This window comes from Rhodococcus indonesiensis, from assembly GCF_047782815.1.
Lineage (GTDB): Bacteria > Actinomycetota > Actinomycetes > Mycobacteriales > Mycobacteriaceae > Rhodococcus > Rhodococcus indonesiensis.
This window is the reverse complement of sequence record NZ_CP180630.1, coordinates 814,745-835,085: the sequence shown is the minus strand read 5'-3', so window position 1 is coordinate 835,085 and position 20,341 is coordinate 814,745. Positions and strand designations below refer to the sequence as shown.

Here is a 20,341-nt window from a genome sequence, read left to right as displayed (position 1 = left end):
GTGTCGTCGAATCGATCGGGTACCGTCAGTGATTCCGGAACTGCGGCGGACGCTTCTCGAGGAACGAGACCACGGCTTCCTTGTGATCGCGGGTCAGGGAGCTGAGGATTTGCGTCCGGTTCTCGAGGTCGATCGCGGCGCGCATACTCGGCACTTCCAGGTTCGACCACATCACTTCCTTCGTCATCCAGACACCGAACGGGCTGTTGCGTGCGATGGCCTCGGCAGTGTCCAGCGCGACGTCGAGCAGCTCGTCGGCGAGCTCGACGGACGAGGCCAGTCCGATCCGCTCGGCTTCGGCGGCGTCGACGGACCTGCCGGTGAGCATGATCTGTGCAGCGCGGGAGAACCCGATCATGCGCGGCAGCAGCCAGCTCATGCCGATGTCGCAGTTGGACAGGCCACGGCGGATGAAGGCGGCGTGGAACACGGCGGATTCGGACACGATACGTATGTCGGCCATGAGCGCGAGGGACATTCCACCGCCCGCTGCGGCGCCGTTGACCGCCGCGATGATCGGTGGCCGCGCACTGCGGAATGCATCGACGAGACCCGCGATGTGCTTCTGCACCCGCATTCCGAGTTGCGCGCGACCTTCCCCTTCGGTCGCGCCCTGCGGGGTTCCGTATCCGCGCAGATCCAGACCTGCGCAGAAGGCACGTCCCGCACCGGTGAGCACGATCGCACGGGTGGTCGAATCGTCTCGCACCTCGGCGAGCACCTGGTGCAGCGAGTCGATGAGGTCCACGTTCATGGCGTTGAGCTCGTCCGGACGATTGAGCCGAATCAGGAGAACGCCCGGCCGCGGCCGCTCGGTCAGGATCGGTTTTGCATCGGACATAGGGCTCTCCCCGGGGACGAAGGACTCGACAGAGACAGACTAATGCCTTTAGATTAAAGCTCGAGGAACCGGCGTACACAACCGAAGGAGCCCACGATGACGAACCTCGACCGCAAGGTGGCGGTGGTGACGGGAGCCGCCAGCGGAATCGGCGCGGCCACCGCACAGGTGTTCGCCGAGCGTGGGGCCCGCGTGATCGTGGCGGATATCGACGACGTTCGCGGGCAGGCCGTCGCCGCCGCCCTCGGACCACGCGGCGTGTACCTGCACACCGATGTGCGCGTCGAATCCGACGTCGAGGCCACCGTCGCACTGGCGATCGACCGGTTCGGACGACTCGACTGCATGGTCAACAACGCCGGCCGCGTAGGTGCCTGGACATTCCTCGAGGACACCCCTGTCGAGGAATGGGACCACGGGTTCGCCGTGCTCGCACGCAGCGTGTTCCTCGGGACCAAGCACGCCGCGCGCGTGATGCGCGACCAGGGCTCGGGCAGCATCGTCAACGTCTCGAGCGTCGCGGGCATACGCACCGGATTCGGACCCCACCCCTACAGCGCCGCGAAAGCCGCAGTGCTGCAACTGACTCGGACCGCGGCCGTGGAACTGGCCGAGTTCCGGATCCGTGTCAATGCACTCGTCCCCGGCGGAGTCGCCACCCGCATCGTCGGTCACGGTGCGGGACTCGAGGACGAAGCACTCGACCGCAGCGTCGACGCCGTACGGCGCAGCCTGACGACGTTCCAGCCCATCCCTCGAGCCGGCGAACCCGAGGACCTCGCGCACGCCGCGGCGTTCCTCGCCTCCGACGACGCCGAGTTCGTCACGGGACAGGCCCTGGGAGTGGACGGAGGCCTGACTCTGGGTAAGAAGTGGCCGTCCAACTATCGGGACGAGGCACAGGCGGCATCGAGTCGCGCAGTCACCGTAGCCGGTTGACCCCGTGACGACGCGCCGGGTCCACACGTTCTGCCGCATCTGCGAGCCGGGCTGCGGCCTCGTCGCGGACGTCCGGAACAAGCAGGTGATCACACTGCAACCGGACAAGGATCATCCGATCCACAAGGGGTTCGCCTGCCACAAGGGTGTGCACTTCCTCCACGTCCACAACGACCCGAACCGCCTCGACCGTCCACTCGAACGCACGAATCCCCGGCACGAGGAGGTCGGCAACTTCGTACCGATCGACTGGGACGATGCGGTCCGCAAGATCGCCGAAGAACTCATGGACATTCGCCGACGGTACGGACGCAACGCGCTCGCCGTCTATCAAGGCAACCCGTCCGCGTTCAACGGCACCTACTACGCCAACGCGGAATCACTCGCACGTGGATTCGACACCAGAATGCGTTTCAGCGCCGGCACCCAGGACACGTCGGCAAAATATGCTGCCAGCGAGGCGATCTACGGGGCATCGATGGCGCATCCGATCCCGGATCTGCTGCACACCGACTACTTCCTGTGCCTCGGCAGCAACCCTCTCGTCTCACATATGACGTTGCTGCACATCTCCGACCCGATGGCCAAGATCAAGGCCGTCAAGAAGCGCGGAGGCACCGTTCTGTTCGTCAATCCGCGACGGATCGAGTCGTCGGGACCGGACACCGGCGATGTGCTGCTGATCAAACCCGACTCCGACTTCTACTTCCTCGCGGCAATCCTGCACGAGATCGTCTTCCGGATCGGATACGACCGCCCCGCGGTGGAGAAGCATGCCCGCAACATCGACGGGCTGCTCGATTTCGTGCGAGGGTATCCCGTCGAGCGAGTGACCGCAGCGACCGGCATCGAAGCCGACGTCATCCGGCGGGTCGCCGACGACTTCTGCGCCGCCCCCACCGCCAGCATCTACATGGCGACCGGGGTGAACCAGGGACGCCAGGGCGCGCTGGCGTACTGGATGCTCAACATGATCAGCCTCTTCTCCGGCAATCTCGGCCGCCGAGGCGGCAACATCTACTCCCGCGGCATGACCGACGTCGTGCACAATTCGAAGCGCAAACGCGAGGATCCGTTCTTCCGGGACAGCTTGGGTGAGGTCCGCACGGTCGGTGGGGACCTACCCGCGGCACGTCTGCCGGAATACATCGCGAACAGGGACGATCCGATCAGGGCGTTGATCGTCATCTCCGGTAATCCGCTGTTGTCGGTAGGTGGAGCAGAGGGTATGCGTCGCGCGCTGGAAGACCTCGAACTGATCGTCACGATCGACCTGTACCGCACGGTCACCGGAGAGATGGCAGATTACGTGCTTCCCGCCACGGACTGGCTCGAACACGAGGACGTCAACTTCCTGAACACGATGGGCGTCGCCATGGAACCCTACGTGCAGTACACCCCCGCGGTGGTACCGCCGAGGAACGACCGGCGCGACGACTGGTGGATCCTGTCACGAATCCTGCAGGAGATGGGCGTGAAGACGCTGCTCGACAGCCCCGATCCGAACCCTCTCGCCAACGCAGATGCCGCCATGCGCGACGCCGGACTGAGCCTCGAGCGGCTCAAGGAAATGCCCTGCCAGACCGCGGTATTGCCCGAGGCGGACTCGTCGCACGTGTTCACCATCGCGGTGCAGCACGACGACGGTCTGATCGACTGCTGTCCGGCAATTTTCCGGCGCGCATACCGCACCGTCGAGGACATTCTGGAGGAGTTGTCCAACGAGAGCCCGGAACAGCTCAAACTCATCACCCGTCGCACCCTGTACATGGTGAACAGTTGGCTGCACAACCTACCGATACTGAAACAAGGCGATCACCAGGACAATCCACTGTGGATGAACCCTGACGACGCGGATCGCCGCGGACTGGTCGCCGGTGACGATGTCATCGTCCACAACCGTCACGGGTCGATCGACGCGATATTGGCATACGACGCAACCCTCAGGCCGGGAGTGGTCGCGATGACACACGGATGGGGCCAGCGCTCGGCTCGCGGCCTCGACGTGGCGCGTCGCTACCCCGGCGTGAACGTGAACAGTCTGTCCCCCAACGGGAAAGAAGGATACGACATCCTCAGCAATCAGTCGCACCTCACCGGCATCAATGTCGAGATCACACGACGTGAGCCAGGGAGTTCGCGTTAGACCAATCTAATGCCTATAGGCTACTGTGTCCTCCGTCACTACACCATTCGGGCCGATCGCCCACCCCTCACAACGCGAGGTTTCGCATGACCGAACGTACAACCGCCGTTGCAGGCTCTCCTGCAGATGCGAACTCCGGGCGCTCTCGCGCGGACTCACGACGCGCAAGCCGCGCCGCCTTTGTCGGAACCCTTCTCGAGTACTACGACTTCAGCCTCTACGCCTCGGCGGCGTCGGTGGTATTCGCGAGCGTGTTCTTCTCCGGCTCGAGCCCACTTCTGGGAACGCTACAGGCCGTCGGCACGTTCGCAGTCGGCTTCCTGATCCGTCCGGTGGGCGGGGTGATCCTGGGCAGCCTCGGCGACCGCATCGGCCGAAAGCGCATCCTCGTCTTCACCCTCGTCCTGATGGGTATCGCCACCCTGCTCGTCGGCTTGCTGCCGGGGTACGACCAGATCGGCTGGGTCGCACCGGCTCTTCTGGTCTTCCTCCGAATCCTGCAGGGCATCGGCGCCAGCGGTGAGTACGGAGGCGCGGCTCTGGTAGCCGTCGAATTCTCACCCGCGAAGAAGAAGGGCTTGATGGGATCGCTGCCCGGTATGGGCGCGGCACTCGGCGGCGTGCTCGGGACGCTGTCCCTGCTGACGGTGTCATCCCTGATGTCCCAGGACAGCTTCCTCGCGTGGGGCTGGCGCATCCCGTTCCTGTGCAGCGTGGTAATCCTCGCCTACGGCCTGTGGCTACGCCGCAGCCTGCCCGAAACACCTGCATTCCGGGAGATCGAGGAGAACAATGCCGTCTCGAAGCGTCCGCTCTTCGACGTGATCCGCCAGCAACCGCGCGCCCTGCTGACCGTGCTCGTAATGACCATCGGCCAGACCGGTATCGGTTACTTCTACATCGTGTTCATGGGCACCTTCGGCACCAACCAGCTCGGCTTCGGCGGAACGGAAGTGCTCGTCGGTCTGATCGCCGCACAGCTCACGAATGCCCTTCTGATTCCGATGTTCGGGTCCCTGTCGGACCGGGTCGGGCGCGCACCTGTGATCATGTTCGGCTTCCTCTACAGCGCCGTATTCGCATGGGTCGGCATCTCGCTCCTGTCCGGCGTCGAAACACCCCCCTTGCTGTACTGGGTGGTCATGGCGGCCGGAAACGGTATCGGCGTCGCGGCCATCTTCGGCCCGATGGGCGCATACGTCATCGAGCTGTTCCATACGCAGCACGCCTACAGTGGCCTCGGCCTCGGCCGTGAGGCCGGCAATGCACTCGGCGCGGCATTCGTCCCGGTCATCGCGGTTGCCTTGGCCTTCGACGACACCACCGTGTGGCTCAGCCTCCTGATCTGTGTCGTCTCGCTACTCGGATTTGCGGCGACCGTCCTGTCCCGTACCCGATCGACGTCCCCGAGGGAGCAGAACGACAACACGGCACCGGTGCCCGTGTAACACCCCCCGTGCGCGTTTCTGGTAGCGAGCGCTACCAGAAACGCGCACGGGTGCGGGGGAACGCAACGACAATGCGACCCATGCCGATCGAATCGGCATGGGTCGCATCGTTGTGGATCTCAGACGCCTACCGGACCGCCTCGCCAGACACCGATCTCCTCACCCGAGACGTCGGCGGCGGCGTCGCTCACCAGAAACGACACCGTCGAGGCGATCGATTCGGGTGGAATCGACGGCCAGTGTCTGGTCAGTGCCTCGACGCCGGCTTCGCCTCCCGACGCCACGATGTCGGTAGCGACGAACCCGGGCATCACCGAGTTGACCGTGATGCCGCGACGGGCGACTTCCACGGCCATCGTCTTGGTCATCGCAACCAGGCCGGCTTTCGCCGCGGAATAGGCGCTCATGCCGGGCGACGGGCGGCGGCCGCCCGACGGGCTGTTGACGAACACCACACGGCCCCAACCTTCTTCGTACATGGCAGGCAGGGCAAAGTGCGTGCAGTAGAACGCCCCGTTGAGATTGACCGCAATGACTTCGTCGAACTCTTCGGGGCCCTGCTTGCGGGCCGCACCGGCCTTGTTCATGCCCGCATTGTTGATCAGCACGGTGGGGGCACCCAGTCGGGCGGTCGTGTCGGCAACGAGACGCTCCGCGTCGGTAGCTTTCGAGACATCGGCCTGGATTGCCACGGCTCGCCCACCGTCTGCGACGATCTTCGCCACGACGTCCTCGGCGTCGCGCGCACTACGGGAATAGTTGACCGCGACGGCGAAGCCGTCGGCGGCGAGCCGCTGGGAGACGGCCGCGCCGATGCCGCGTCCCCCTCCGGTGACGACGGCAACCTTCTGCGAGCTCACGTCTGACTCACCGAACCCTTTCGTAGTTGTCGGGCACATGCGCGAAGGTGTCGCGCAGCTGGCGCTTGGCGATCTTCCCGCTGGGCATTCGGGGCAGCGGTTCGTCCAGGAAGACGACATAGCGCGGTACCTTGTAGTCGGCGAGGCGCTCGTTGCAGAAGCCGACGATCTCGGATTCCTTCATCTCCGTGGTCGTTCTGACCAGCGCTGCCGGGGTCTCCCCGAACTTGGCGTCGGGGACGCTGATCACAGCGACCTCTTCGACCTCCGGGATCTGGTTGATGACGGTCTCGATCTCGGCGGGGGAAATGTTCAGACCACCGGAGATGATCATGTCCTTGAGACGGTCGACGTACGTCAGGTAGCCGTTCTCGTCGAGCTTGCCGAGGTCTCCGGTCTGCAACCAGCCGTCGATCAGGGCAGCACGCGTGGCCTCCTCGTTGCGCCAGTACCCGGGCATCATCCCCGGTCCCCGCAACAGGATCTGGCCCACCTCGTCGGGAGGTAGGTCGTTGCCCTCGGAGTCGACCACCCGGATCTTCGTGAAGATGCCGCCCCACCCGCACTTGTCGGGGTGCTCCGCGGCTTCGTCCCGCGGCATTGCGGTGGCCGATCCGCCGATCTCCGTCTGACCATAGATCTGCCGCAGGGACACCCCTCGAGCCTGCCACTTGCGCAGCAGGTCGACGGGCACGCGCGCTCCGCCGACGTGTGCGGTGATCATGTGGCTCAGATCCGTATCGGCAAACCCGGGCACCTTCGCGATCTGCTCGAAGAGAATCGGGGGTCCGGTCAGGGTGTTGGCCTTGTCCTCGGAGAGGATGCGCAGCGCCGCCGACGGATCGAATCCCGGCTGCAGGAACAGGGTTCCGCCGTGAATCACGACACGCGAGATGCCCCAGACGATGCCGGCGGCGGTGAACAGCGGCAGGACCAGTACCGGGCGCAGACCGTTCGGCTGAATCGGTTCCATCAGCGACCACTCGTGCATCTCACCGGCAATCGTGGCGTGCGTGAAGATCACGCCCTTCGGTTTCCCGGTGGTGCCGCTGGTGAAGACGATGGCAGTGGGAGTGTCGAGATCGACGACCGGTGAGCGGTATTTCGCATGTTCGCGGCCGCGTAGCGGGCGCACATCCTTCTCGAACACGGCGATCGAGAAGGTGTTGCGCGCTTGCTGGACCTCTTCCAGTCGCGGCAGCAGCGCCTCTTCGCAGTAGACCACGGTGGGTTCACAGTCGTCGACGAGGGTGGTGAGCTCGCCGGTGAGCATCCGCTGGTTGAATCCCACGGCGATGGCGCCGACCTTCATGGCGCCGAGCGAGGCCACGGCCCATTCGAGGCTGTTGGCGCCCAGAAAGCCCACGCGATCACCCGGCGTGACGCCGCGGGAGGCGAGGTCGTTCGCGACGCCGTCCGCCCAGCTCGACAGCTCTGCGTAGGTGACGACATCGCCGTCGAAGTCGATCGCGGGCAGATCCGGCTTCGACCGGGACCAGTAGGTCAAAGCGTCTACAACGGTGCCGCTCATGTAGCCCTCCATGAATGTGTGTCGTCGACGCGGGCCCACCTCAGTGAGGCAGATCACACCCGCTCGTCAAATCTAAAGGTTGTTGTTTATCCGGGCAAGTACGAACGGGCGTCTGCACCGTGGGCGACCGCGAGCATCGCCTCGACCTCGACCAGTTTCTGCCGAGCCCGGCCTCGACGACGCCCTTCGGTACGTTCGTACCGGTCGATGCGCCGCCAGCCGTCGAAGCCGAACGCACCCGGGCAGCGCGCCTCGACGATCGACGCCAGATCGTCGCCGGTACGGCTCGGTCGCGGCAGCAGCGCACGTTCGTGGTCGGCGACGATCGCCTCGACGGTCTCGGCGGCGCAGTATCTGTTGGTTCCGATCACCCCGGTCGGCCCCCGCTTGATCCAGCCTGCGACGTAGAAACCGGGTATCGGACGGTTGTCGGCCGGATCGACGACACGACCTGCGATGTTGGGTATCGTGCCGCGCGCCGCGTCGAACGGCAGACCCGGCACCGGACGGCCGCGGTATCCCACCGACCGCAGCACCAGCGAGGCTTCGAGATCCTCGCCGGGCCCCGCCACGCCGTACGGTGCGATCCGCAATCCCTCGACGCGAGTGCCGCCGAGGACCTCGATCGGCGCGGCGTGGAAACGTAGGGTGATCGTCCGCCTGCCCGGTTGCGGACGCCGCCGCGCATACTCGGCGATCGTCCGCAGCTTGATCGAGGCACCCTCCGGCGCGTCGTATCCGTCCTGGACAGTCACGTCGACTTCCGGTAACAATCCCAGCGCGAGCAACTCCGGCGTCGTGAAGGCGCCGTGCTCGGGTCCGCGGCGCCCGAGCACCACCACTTCCTCGATCGCGCTGCGGCGCAGTACATCCAGGGCATGCTCCGCGATGTCGCCGGGCACGAGCCGTTCGGGATCGCGTGCCAGGATCCGCGCCACGTCCAACGCGACATTGCCGTTGCCGATCACCACGGCGCGACGCCCCGACAGATCGAAGGTTCGGTCCGCGTAGTCCGGATGCCCGTTGTACCAGCCGACGAATTCCCTTGCGGCACTGCTACCCGGCAGGTCTTCGCCCGGGATACCGAGCTTCCGGTCGTCGGAAGCTCCACCCGCATGGATCACCGCATGGTGGTGGTCGAGCAGCTCGCCGACGCCGAGGTCACGTCCGATCTCCACACCGAGGAATGCGCGGAAGCCGCTGCGGCCGGCGGTACGGGAAAATCCCCGTTCGACGGCCTTCGTCGTCTGATGATCCGGGGCCACACCGAAGCGGACGAGGCCGCCGACGACGGGGAGCCGCTCGAACATGGAGACCTCGACGTCGACGTCGCGCCGTTTCAGCAGTTCCTCGGCAGCGTAGAAGGCGGACGGACCGGAACCCACGATCGCCACTCGCAGCGGACCGGGCCGCTCGGCGACGACGACGGGCTCCCTCGGCACCTCCGTCGGGCCGGACACGGTCGGGTTACCCAGGAAGTATGCGGCATTGAGATCCTTGTAGATCTCGGTCTCGGGTGTGAGATCGCTGTCGGGCACGATCGCCTCCACCGGACACACGTCGGCGCACGCCCCGCAATCGATGCAGGTGTCCGGATCGATGTAGAGCATCTCGGTGCGCGCGTACTGCGCTTCGTCGGGCGTCGGGTGAATGCAGTTCACCGGACACACCGCGACACACGTCGCGTCGTTACAGCATGCTTGCGTGACTACGTACGTCATTGGTACTCCGGTTGATTGTGTGCTTCCGAACTCGGTTCCGGTGGGAGGAAGCGGTGGCCGTAGCGGTCTGCAAGTTCACGGGCGCGGGCCGTGAACCCCTCCACACCAGCGGAATAGGACCGTCTGAACGAGACGACTCCCCCCGTGTGCGCGGGGAATCCGATCCCGAGGACGGATCCGGTATCGGCGTCGGCCTCGGAGCCGATCACGCCCTCGTCGAGACAACGCATCGATTCGAGCACCTCGACGAAGAGCAACCGATCGCGCATGTCCTCGAGCGGGATGGTCCGGGGACTCCCGAACACGTCGCGAAGACCGGGCCACAGCCCGAGTCGCGTGCCGGCCGCGTCGTACTCGTAGAACCCACGACCCACCGATCGACCACCCCGACCGTGCTCGTCGATCATCCGGTCGCGGACACGGTCCGCGCCATTCGCCCGCCACACATCCCCGACGGCTTCGACAGCGACACGGCTCTCTCGCTGCACCGTGCGGTTGAGGGTCAGCGTGATCTCGTCGAGCAACTGCAGCGGCGGCACCGGGTATCCGGCTTCGAGCGCCGCACGCTCGACGAGCACCGGATCGATTCCTTCCCCGACCGCGACCATCGCCTCGTCGAGATACGGCTGCATCACCCGGCTGGTGAAGAACCCCCGGCTGTCTCGCACCACGATGGGCGTCTTCCCCAGCATCCGTGAGTACGTCAACGATGCTGCGAGCGTCGCCTCCGAGGTGCGCGCACCGACGACCGTCTCCACCAACGACATCCGGTCCACGGGTGAGAAGAAGTGCATCCCGACGAAGTTCTCCGGGCGGGCCAGCGTGGCGGCGAGGGTTGTGACCGGCAGGGTCGAGGTCGTCGAAGCGAGGAGGGTGCTCGGCTCGGTGACGGCCTCGATCGACTGCAGGACCTGTTGCTTGACGGCGACGCTCTCCGCCACGGCCTCGACCACCAACGACGCCGGCGCCAGGTCCGACACCCGTTCGGTAGGCGCGATGCGATCGAGCAACGCCGACGAGGCGGCCGCATCGGTCCTTCCGGCCTGCAGCGCGCGCATTTCGCGCCGGGCGGCGTAGGCCTTTCCTCGGTGCGCACCCTCGAGGCTCCGGGCAACGAGCACGACGTCGGCTCCGGTCCGCGCGCACGTGTACGCGAGGGCCGAGCCCATCATCCCGGCGCCGACGACACCGATCGTGATCCCGGCCGAATCGCCCGACTCCGCGCTCATGACCGTGGGCTCTCTACGCGGGTGACTTCGACGGAGAACCCGTTGAAGATCGGGGCGCCGGTCAGCGGCTCGACCACGGTGTCGTCGACGAGGGCGTTGACGTTTGCACCGGGGGCGGCGGCCGAGCGTCCGGTGCGCAGACCAGGGCCGTGGTGACCCCACCCGTGCGGCAGGCTCACCACCCCCTGGCGCATCGCGTCGGTGATGTGTAGTTCGGCGACGACAGCACCGGTCTTCGAGGCGATACGCACCGTGTCGCCGTCGACGAGGTTGCGTTCGGCAGCGTCGAACGGATTCATGTACAGCGCGCACTGGCCTGCGTCGGGCTGGGGCAGCGCGTTGTGCAGCCAGGAGTTCATGCCGCGACGCTGGCGCCGGTTGACGAGGACCAACTCCGGCACGGGCTGTTCCAGCGCATCACGCAGGCGCGGCAGGTCGGCAGCCAACGCATCGGGCAGGAGGTTGATTCTGCCGTTCGGGGTGCGCAGCACTTCGGGGACCCGCGGCTGCAACGGCCCGTAATCGATGCCGTCTGGAGTGCGCTCGAGTAGTTCGAGGGTCAGTCCCCCGGGCACAGCGCCGAACCGATCGCCGTACGGGCCGCTGCGCAACCGCAGGTCCAGCAGCCGCTGCGGACCGGTGCGGCCCTCGGTTGCCCGGACGACGTCGTCGACTTCGCGGCCGGCGAGTTTGGCTGCGCGACGGATCGCGGTGGTCGCCACCTCGTCGTCCAGTTCGGTGATCGGCCGCTCCGGTTCGCCGCGGACGATCCCCGTCAGGCGCAGCAGGATCTGCCACTCGGGCATCTCCCCGGGGCCCGGCTCGAGCAGCGGGGCGGTGTACCGGGCCACATTGCGCACCTGGAAGTGTGTGAGCGCGAGGTCGTGGTGTCCCCGTGTCGTGAGCGGTGGAGGGGGCAGGATGACATCGGCGTAGCGGGTCGTTTCGTTCAGATACCCGTCGATGCAGACCATGAATTCGAGGTCGGCCAGAGCTGTCTCGACAGCGTGGCTGTTCGGAAACGACCGGGCCAGGTTCCCGGAGATGGTGACCAGAGCGCGCACCTGTCCGGGACCCGGGGTGAGGACTTCCTCGGCGAAACAGACCGCGGGGAGTTCTCCCATCGCCTCGGGCATGTTCCGGACCCGCGACCGCCACCGATCGAACACGAGCGGGGCCTTCGGGTTGGCAGGCCAGGTGGTCGGTCCGCCGGCGGGTGGCACCGGGAACATCGCGCCTCCCGGCCGATCGAGGTTTCCGGTCACGATGTTGAGTACTTCGACCATCCAGTTGGCGACCGAACCGAATTCCTGGGTACACGAACCCATCCGAGAATGTGCAACGGCCGCGTCGGAACCGGCGAATTCCCGTGCCACCCGGCGGATCACGTCGGCATCGATACCGCAGATCGGCGCGACCGCATCCGGGGTGAACTGTTCCGTGAGTCGAAGGACCTCGTCCAGACCGTCGGCGTGCTCGGTCAGGCGACCGGGCGCAGCGAGCTTCTCGGTCGCGATCACCGAGACGAGTGAGAGCAGGAGAAATGCGTCGGTGCCGGGCCGGATGGCGAGGTGGAGGTCGGCGACCTCCGCCGTGCGGGTGCGCGCCGGGTCGACTACCACCAGGGTGCCACCGCGCTCTCGCAGCGCTTCCAGACGCTTGCCGATTCCCGGTGCGGTGACGGTGCTGCCGTTCGACACGAGCGGATTCGACCCCAGGATCAGCAGGTACGACGTGCGGTCGATATCGGGGACCGCCATTCCGAGCCCGGTTCCGTAGAGCAGGGCGTTCGCGTAGTTCTTCGGAAGTGTGTCGATGCTCGCGGGCGAGTAGACGTTGCGGGTCCCGATCGCCGAGATCAGTGGCAGCGTGTAGAACGACGGGTCCAGGTGGTGCGCGGCGGGATTACCCGAGTAGACAGCGCAGCTGTCGGGGTCCGCCGCGATGATCGGCGGCAGTCGCCGATCGATCTCGGCAAATGCCTCGTCCCACGTTGCCTCACGGAAATCGTCCCCGTCGCGGATCAACGGGGTGCGGAGGACGTCGGGGTCGTTCTCCAGTTGCCCGAGGCCCAGTCCCTTCGCGCAACTGTGCCCCGCGGTGAACACATCGTCGGGGTTCGGCCGCACCGACGTCACGGTGCGTCCGTCGAGTTCGAAGAGCAGGCCGCACGTCGCTTCGCACAGCGGGCAGATGCGTGCGCCTACCGTTCTGGCGGAAGTGTCAGTGAGCACCGGCGGGGACCTCCACTTCGATGCTGACCGGCACCGCAGTCATCACCGGCATCGCGTTGATGTCCTGGACCCGGTCGTAGCCGGTCAGGTCGTTGACGTTGCTACCGACCCGGCGGGGGTCCGCGTCGGTGTCGGACGCGCCCCAGCAGTGGGTCATCGAGATCGTGCCCTGCCGGACGGTGGGGTCGGTGTGTGCGACAGCTCGGATACGGCCGTGAGCCGAACGGATGCGCACGATGTCGCCGTGGTCGATGCCGAGCTGCTGTAGGTCGTGCGGATGCACGTGTGCGGGGTTGTAGCCGAAGCGCGCGAGTCCACTGACATCGCGGCCCAACGAATTCATCAACTCCCGCATGCGCCGCACCGTCAGTTGCATCGTATGTCCGGGTTGCCGCGGCGACTCGTTCAGTGCAGCAGCGATTTCCGCGTTCACGTCGTCCGGGCACAGCGCGAGGCGATGTTCGGATGCGCCTTGTGCGGGCGGACCGACCACCTTTTCCTCCGGAGGTGCGAGCACACCGCGTCGCGCCGACATCACTGCGCCTATCGGGACGCGCCCGCGTTCGGCGAACATCGCGAGCAGTTCCTCCGAGGTGGGCGGCGCGTCCGGGTCGAGCACCCGTCCGGCGAACTTCACCTTGTGCCCGGACGCGGACGCAAGGCGGAAGAAGAACTCCCAGTCTTCGATCACTCCTGCGGGTGGCGCCACGAGTCGTGGGGTGTACTGCGCGAAGGGCTGGGCGAAGAAGAACTCCATCAGCAAGGTGTGGTCGGGTCGCTCGTACACCATCGTCGGCGCGATCACGTAGTCGGCCAGCCGGGCGGTCTCGGACATGCGTGTGTCGACGCACACCAACAGCTCCAGCTCGCTCAATGCACGTTCGGCCTTCTCCCGATCCGGGAGGGCCCGCGCCGGGTTTCCGCCCGAGACCACCAGGGCCCGCACCCGGTCGGCGCCGGGCTCGAGGATCTCGTCGGCAAGAATGCCCGACGGCAGCTCGCCGTTCATCGTGCCGATCCCGCCGATGCGGCTGCGGAAGCCGGATTCCCAGGTCCGGTGCGGCGGACGAACCTCCGCCTTCAACGGGATCGTCCGCGCGAGAACGTTGCGGTCGGGTGTCATCTCCCCTTCGCGCAGGTACCGGCCGCAGACGACGTTCAGGCATGCGACGAGATGCTCGGCGACGTTGGAATGCGGGCCCATGCACACCCCGGTGCCCGTGGTCGCCATGCCCCGCCGCCCCTCGGCGAACATCCGGGCCGCGCGGATCACGTCGGTCGCCGGCACGCCCGTCACCGCTTCGGTGTGCGCGGGTGTCGCCTGCGCGACCGCCGCGCGGAGTTCGTCGAGGCCCTCGACGAAACGGTCGCAGAATATGCGGTCGTGACGAGCCTCGGACAGGATCACGTGCAGCAGCCCTGCGAACAGTACGGCATCGGTGCCGGGGCGGAGCTGCAGGTGCAGGTCCGCACGAACCGCAGTTTCGGTGCGCCGAGGATCGACGACGATGAGCTTCAGCCCGCGCTCGCGCGCCCTGCGGATCGTGACGGACGGGTTCTGGGTGATCGCGCCGTCCCCGTCCCCGCCGTTGAGCGACACCATCGGATTCGTGCCGGCCAGCAGCCACACGTCCGCGGTGTCGAAGCGCTGGCGCCCGCCGAGATACTCCCCCATCCGCGCCTGCACGATCCACTTGGCGGACTGATCGATCGTCATGGTCGAGAACAGTTTCCGCGAGCCGGTGGTGCGGAACCATGCCCGCGCCATCGGACCGGTCAGCGCTGCGAAGTTCTGCTGGGTTCCCATGAACAGCGCCAGTGCGTCCGGACCGTGCTCCCCCTTGATCGCTTCGAGACGCTCGGCGATCTCCGCGATCGCGACCTCCACCGGGACGGGCTCGAAGGTGCCGCCGGGGGTGCGGCGCATCGAGGTGGTGAGCCGATCCGGCCCTTGGTGGAGGTCGCCACCGCGACGCCCCTTCGGGCATGAGTAGCCGCGTGACAACGGGTGCAGGCCGTCGCCGACGATGCTGAGGATCCGATCGCCGTCGATTTCTACTCGCACCCCACACGAGGCGGGGCACAGGCGGCAATAGGACAACTTCACCGGCACTGTCTGCTCTCCGTCCACTGATCGGCAGAGGCAATGGGCTCTGCGGGATGTGATTGCCGTCACCGACGTGTCGAGAATCTAACATCTGTAGATAAACGGCACAACCCGGTTCCGCTACGTCCGCCACGCGAAGTGCTATTCGGCCGCAGCCATGGTGTGCGGTGTCCCAGTGGTCCGGAAACTGCGGGTGCCCTGTACCCGGCGGGCCCGGAGCGACATGATTCCGAGAGTCACGACAGCGAGCAGCGTCGGCACGATCGTGAGCAGGAAGATGCTCTGTGCCCCCAACCCCGCCGCGATGAGGAGTGCACCGACCGCCGGACCCGCGATCGAGCCGATTCGACCGATGCCCATCGCCCAGCCCACGCCCGTGGCACGGACAGCCACCGGATACACCGCGGCCGCGATCGCTATGATGCCGGCCGAACTACCGGACATACCGAAACCGACGAAGAAGACCGCCACCAGCAGCACCCATCCGCTGCCGAGAAGCATCGCGACCAGCGCCGTGCACACGGCACCGAGTGTGTAGCCCGCCATCACCACGACGAAGCCGTTGCCGATCCGGTCGGTGATCCGGCCGAATGTGAGTGCACCCGTCATCCCGCCGAGGTTGAACAGCGACGCGGCGAGCAACGCGGTCGATGCGCTCCGACCGCCCTCGCCGAACAGGGTCGGCATCCAGCTGAGCAGGAAATAGATGACCAGGAAGTTGATGACGAACACGCCCCACAGCAGGACGGTGTCGACCGCGCGGCCGCCCTGGAACAGCGCGCCCACCGGCGACTTCGTCGCAGCCGATGTGTCCTGCACGAACCTGGACGTGGCCGTCACGCGTTCGCGGGCCGCGATCTTGTCGACGATGCGCGCGGCTTCCTCGGTACGGCCTCCGGCAACGAGGAACTTCACGGATTCCGGCAGCCACCGGATCACGACAGCCGTCAAGATCAACGGCAGCACGCCACCGACGACGAACAGCGCCTGCCACCCGAACTCGGGAATGAGGAACGCGGCCGCGAAGCCACCGAGAAAGCCGCCCAGCGACATACCCGCAACCGTGACGGTCACCATCGTCGCCCTGATGCGGGCGGGGCTGTACTCACTCACCATTGCGATGAGGTTCGGCGTCACACCGCCGAGGCCGAGACCGGCGATCACGCGCAGCACGATCAGAGCCGTCATGGAGGTCACCAGCGCGGTGGCGAGCGTGAACACCGCGAATACCACGGTGCACACGATAATGATCCTGCGGCGACCGTATCGGTCGGCCAGTGGCCCGAACAGCAAGCTGCCCACGACCATTGCGCCCGTGCTCAACGCAAGCGTGAACCCGAAGGACGCGGGCGACAGCCCCCAGTCCGCGGACATGGCGGGAATGACGAACCCGATCAGCTGGGCGTCGATGCCATCCAGGATCGCGAGACCCAGGCACAGGACGAGAACGCGCTTCTGCAGGGATGACAGCGGCGCGTCGTCGATGATCTTGGTGATGTCCACATCGCGAGTACTGCTCACGGTGCGTATCCTCTCGGAGTAGGGAGCGAACTCAGGACCGGGACGTCGCGGCATCGGCCGCCGGAACCTCGCGGGCAACCGGGATCGCATCGGCAGGTGGCTTCTGAAACCGTTCTCGTAGAACCGCTTTCGCGAGCTTTCCCGAGAAGGTGCGCGGCAACGGTTCGTCGAGCGCGACCGCCATCGCGGGGCGCTTGAACTTGGCCAGATTCCCGCTCGCGACGGACGCGATGTCGGTGACGACCTCGTCCGCCGGTCGTTCGCTGTGGAACACCACCATCGGGACCTCACCCCATCGGTCGTCCTCGACGCCGATCACCGCGAGGTCGACCAAGCCGTCGATGCCGTGCAGTGCCTTTTCGATCTCCGCCGGGTAGACGTTGAGGCCCCCGGAGATGAGCATGTCCTTCCGGCGGTCGACGACCTTGAGAAAGCCGCTTTCGTCCTGCAGGCCCAGATCGCCGGTGCGCAGCCAGCCGTCGACGAGCGTCTCCGCGGTCGCCTCGGGCTTGTTCCAGTACTCACGCATGACGTGCTCGCCGCGCACCAGGATCTCGCCGACCTCGTTCGGTGCGGCGAAGCCGCCGTCGATGCTGCCGATGCGTATCTGCGTGCCGGTCAAGGCCAGGCCGGCGAAGCCCGGCCGGGTACGGGCGTCCTCGTAGTACAGCGTCGACACCATTCCCGATGCCTCGGTGAGTCCGTACGCCTGGGTGAGCGGCACACCGCGGCTGTTGTAGAAGTCGAGCAGGTCCAGGCTCACGGGTGCGCCACCGGCGCCGGCGAACGTGAACTTCGCGAGCTTGCGCGTTCCGAAGTCCGGGAGTTGGGACATGCGCTCCCAGATCACCGGGACCGTGGTGGTCGCGGTGACCTGTTCCCGCTCGAAGGTGTCCAGGGCGATCGCCGGATCGAACTCGCGCAGCAGCACCATCGTCGAGCCCGGAAGCACCACGAGCTGCATGAAGATCGACAGCACCGAGCCCGTGTAGACGAGCGGCGCCGAGCACATCACGCGGTCGCGGCGGGAGATGCCGTGGCTGAGCACCTGCGCGATGCCGGGGGCGAGGGCGCTGCGATGGGTGACGAGCGCACCCTTCTGAACACCGGTGGTGCCCGAGGTGTAGCAGATGAATGCCGGATCGGACGCCTCGATGTGAACGTCCGGTCCCGGGCCGGGGTCGAGCAGCGTCTCGTATGCGCGGTGGTCGCTTCCACCGATCGCGAAGATCTCGAACTCGGTTTGCGCCACCGCCTCCTCCAACAACGAAGCCAGCTCGTTCTCCACGATTACCACCCGCGGCGCCGAATCCACCAGCATCGGCGCCAGTTCCTTGCCGATCAACCGGAAGTTGAGCGGGACGCTGATCGCGCCGAGCTTGAGGGTCGCAAGGATGACGTGCGCCAGTTCCGGGCGATTGAGCATCATCACCCCGACACGGTCACCCTTACGAACTCCCCGGGCGGCCAGGCCACGAGCCAGCGCGTCGGTGACCGCATCCAGTTCGGACCAGGTCTGGGAGGTGTTGCCGAACACGATTGCCTGCTGGGTGGGACGAGTCTTGCCCCAGTACCGAACCAGATCGGTCAGATTCATTGTCGTCTCCTCGTGCTCGCCGCGGCGGCGTGCCCGCTCTCGCTCACGGCGGTGGGGGTGCGGCCCGCGCCGGGCCCGTCCACCCGATTCGGACGCGCCTGTGTCGGGCGGCGCGTCTGGAGTAGCTGTGTGACCGTCGGGCCGGATCACACACCGGAAAGGTGTGTGATCGCCGTCACTGAAGTCGCCAGTAATCTAACATTTGTAGATGTCTGTCACAACAGAATGCGGCATCGAATTCGCACCTACGGTCGCGGCGATGCCGACTCGTCGCCCCTACTCGGGCGAGATCGGTACCCCGGCGCTGGAAACATCGGACACACTGCGTGCAAACACTTTTCGAAGGACGTCTTCCGTGTCGGCTCCGAGTTCCGGTGGTAGCGACGGCGTGAACTTCTCGCCCTGCACCCGGATCGGGCTCGCCACGAACTCGAGTTCACCGACGCCCTCGTACTCGACCCGGTAGGTGTTCGCGCGACCGGTGAAGTGCGGATCGGTGACCAGGTCACGGACGCTGTTCACCGGTCCACCCGCGATGTCGTGCGCGAGGAACAGCGCGACCCACTCCTCGCGGGTGCGCTGCCCGAAGATGTTCCGAAGCTCGCGGTACACATGGTCGGCGCGCGCCGGCGCCTCCGGGTCGGTGCCGGCCAGATCGATCTCGAGCAGGTCGGGCCGGTCGACGGCCGTGCAGAAGTTTCGCCAGAACTTATCGACGTGCGAGCCGAACAGGACGGCTTCGCCGTCCTTGGTGCGGTACGCCTCGAGTCGCGGCCAGTCGGGCAACCGGCCGTCGGGGAGCCACGACGGGCGATGAATCGATCGATCCTTGTTGAGTTCGGCATCGACCAGGTCGGGCATCCACGCCGCGGCCACGTCGATTCCGGCCACCTCGAGCTTGCAGCCCGAACCTGTGCGACCGGCACGGTGCACCGCTGCGAGCAGGCCCATCGCGCCGTACGCACCCAGCGCATACATGGCGATCGGTGGAGTCGTGGACCCGGCGATTCCCTCGGTCGGAGGTTCCTCGGGGGTGTGGACCTCCCGCAGCCCTGCGAACGCATCGAAGACGGGACCTCCGGTCCCGAGATTCCGGTACGGACCGTCCGAGCCCATGCCCGACACCGAGCAGAACACGAGTCTCGGATTGACCTTGCGCAGTTGCTCGTAGCCGACGCCGAGCCAGTCGAGGTAGCCGCCGCGCATGCCCTCGACCACCGCGTCGCAGGTGCGGGCGAGGTCCAGGAACGCCTGCCTTCCCTCCGGTGTTCGCAGATCGAGCGCGACGCTCTTCTTCCCTCGGTTCCACCGCAGATGCATGAAGGACGGCCCGTCCTCGTCGCCGATCGCGCGGCTGCCGCCGACCCGCACCGGATCCCCCAGCGGACCTGATTCGATCTTGATGACTTCTGCGCCCAGGTCGGCGAGGTGCCCACCGACCGAGGAAGGCGCCAGTTGCGCGACCTCGAGGATCCGTAGGCCCTCGAGCAAGGAGTATCCGCTCATGGTGTGTCTCTTTCGGAGATGTTGCGTGTCTGTTCGGGTTTCAGTTCCACCCACAGGCCGTCGGCTTCGGCGACGAGTACGTCTCCGTGGTGCATCGTGCCGCGCATGTATCGCTTGCGTCCGTCCTGTCGGAGAAACTGCGCCTGCACTCTGAGTTCGACGTCGAGGGGTGCGGGCGCTCGGAAGTCCACGTCGAGGGAGGCGGTACGGGCCCACGGCCGGCCGGCACTGTTGGCGAGCCGCGCCATGATCTCGTCGAAGATCAGCGGCGTGACTCCGCCGTTCATGGCGTAGCGTCCGGAATGAAAGCGGCCCACCGTGATCCGGCCCTTCGCCGTCGTCGCGGTGACCTCCTCGATGTGCAGCGGGGGAGCCATGGCCTGACCTCGACCGGCCAGATCCCACCGGTGTCCAGCCAGCTGATCGTCCTCTCCCACCTCGAACATCTTCAGCTTCGCTGCGACGGCGCGCAGGTCCGACGCCAGTGCCGCGCAGGCGGTGGGGGTCGGGCGGGCACGAGTGAACGCCTCCTGCACCTCGTGCACCGCCGATACCAGTTCGGCGAAGGCGTCGTTCGGTTCGACGGTGGGTACGAACGGATCGTTCCAATCCGGATTCCAGATATCCCCCGGCATTGTCGACTGTTGGGTGACGTCCATGG

Annotated in this window: 14 protein-coding genes; 3 read left to right on the top strand and 11 right to left on the bottom strand. The window is 66.4% G+C overall.

Annotated elements, in window-relative coordinates:
* Positions 1 to 25: 25 nt before the first annotated feature.
* Positions 26 to 841: an enoyl-CoA hydratase/isomerase family protein gene (locus ACM26Y_RS03925; RefSeq protein ID WP_416062695.1), complete on the bottom strand. Its 816-nt coding sequence runs from the start codon at positions 839 to 841 to the stop codon at positions 26 to 28.
* 96 nt (positions 842 to 937) lie between these two features.
* On the opposite strand from ACM26Y_RS03925, the gene ACM26Y_RS03920 reads away from it, so the two are divergent.
* From ACM26Y_RS03920 to ACM26Y_RS03910, 3 genes are all read left to right on the top strand, one after another.
* Positions 938 to 1,780 (top strand): glucose 1-dehydrogenase, encoded by an 843-nt coding sequence (locus ACM26Y_RS03920; protein WP_416062694.1) that lies wholly within the window; start codon positions 938 to 940, stop codon positions 1,778 to 1,780.
* A 4-nt stretch (positions 1,781 to 1,784) separates the two neighbouring features.
* Positions 1,785 to 3,926 carry a molybdopterin-containing oxidoreductase family protein gene (locus ACM26Y_RS03915; protein WP_416062693.1) on the top strand — a complete coding sequence of 714 codons (2,142 nt, stop codon included), beginning with the start codon at positions 1,785 to 1,787 and terminating at the stop codon, positions 3,924 to 3,926.
* Positions 3,927 to 4,012: 86 nt separating this feature from the next.
* Positions 4,013 to 5,374: an MFS transporter gene (locus ACM26Y_RS03910; protein ID WP_416062692.1), complete on the top strand. Its 1,362-nt coding sequence runs from the start codon at positions 4,013 to 4,015 to the stop codon at positions 5,372 to 5,374.
* A 119-nt stretch (positions 5,375 to 5,493) separates the two neighbouring features.
* On the opposite strand, the gene ACM26Y_RS03905 is transcribed toward ACM26Y_RS03910, so the two are convergent.
* The 10 genes from ACM26Y_RS03905 to ACM26Y_RS03860 form a co-directional block, all read right to left on the bottom strand.
* Complete coding sequence (locus tag ACM26Y_RS03905; protein ID WP_416062691.1) at positions 5,494 to 6,234, bottom strand: SDR family oxidoreductase; 741 nt, start codon at positions 6,232 to 6,234, stop codon at positions 5,494 to 5,496.
* A gap of 7 nt (positions 6,235 to 6,241) precedes the next feature.
* Positions 6,242 to 7,765 (bottom strand): class I adenylate-forming enzyme family protein, encoded by a 1,524-nt coding sequence (locus ACM26Y_RS03900; protein WP_416062690.1) that lies wholly within the window; start codon positions 7,763 to 7,765, stop codon positions 6,242 to 6,244.
* 86 nt (positions 7,766 to 7,851) lie between these two features.
* Positions 7,852 to 9,486 carry a 4Fe-4S binding protein gene (locus ACM26Y_RS03895; RefSeq protein ID WP_416062689.1) on the bottom strand — a complete coding sequence of 545 codons (1,635 nt, stop codon included), beginning with the start codon at positions 9,484 to 9,486 and terminating at the stop codon, positions 7,852 to 7,854.
* The gene (locus tag ACM26Y_RS03890; RefSeq protein ID WP_416062688.1) at positions 9,483 to 10,715 is read right to left on the bottom strand and encodes a 3-hydroxyacyl-CoA dehydrogenase family protein; all 1,233 of its coding nucleotides are present in this window, start codon (positions 10,713 to 10,715) and stop codon (positions 9,483 to 9,485) included. Before ACM26Y_RS03890 ends, ACM26Y_RS03895 begins: the two co-directional genes overlap by 4 nt.
* Complete coding sequence (locus ACM26Y_RS03885; protein WP_416062687.1) at positions 10,712 to 12,949, bottom strand: molybdopterin-dependent oxidoreductase; 2,238 nt, start codon at positions 12,947 to 12,949, stop codon at positions 10,712 to 10,714. Before ACM26Y_RS03885 ends, ACM26Y_RS03890 begins: the two co-directional genes overlap by 4 nt.
* Positions 12,939 to 15,056, bottom strand: a complete 2,118-nt coding sequence (locus ACM26Y_RS03880) for a molybdopterin-containing oxidoreductase family protein (protein WP_416063610.1) — start codon at positions 15,054 to 15,056, stop codon at positions 12,939 to 12,941. Before ACM26Y_RS03880 ends, ACM26Y_RS03885 begins: the two co-directional genes overlap by 11 nt.
* 141 nt (positions 15,057 to 15,197) lie before the next feature.
* On the bottom strand, positions 15,198 to 16,577 hold the full coding sequence (locus tag ACM26Y_RS03875; protein ID WP_416062686.1) for an MFS transporter: 1,380 nt from the start codon (positions 16,575 to 16,577) through the stop codon (positions 15,198 to 15,200).
* 31 nt (positions 16,578 to 16,608) lie between these two features.
* The gene (locus ACM26Y_RS03870; RefSeq protein WP_416062685.1) at positions 16,609 to 18,174 is read right to left on the bottom strand and encodes a class I adenylate-forming enzyme family protein; all 1,566 of its coding nucleotides are present in this window, start codon (positions 18,172 to 18,174) and stop codon (positions 16,609 to 16,611) included.
* Positions 18,175 to 18,450: 276 nt separating this feature from the next.
* A complete protein-coding gene (locus ACM26Y_RS03865; protein ID WP_371384364.1) occupies positions 18,451 to 19,680 on the bottom strand; it encodes a CaiB/BaiF CoA transferase family protein in 1,230 nt (409 codons plus the stop codon).
* A complete protein-coding gene (locus ACM26Y_RS03860) occupies positions 19,677 to 20,339 on the bottom strand; it encodes a PaaI family thioesterase (RefSeq protein ID WP_371384363.1) in 663 nt (220 codons plus the stop codon). The genes ACM26Y_RS03865 and ACM26Y_RS03860 overlap by 4 nt, the downstream gene beginning before the upstream one ends.
* Positions 20,340 to 20,341: the final 2 nt, after the last annotated feature.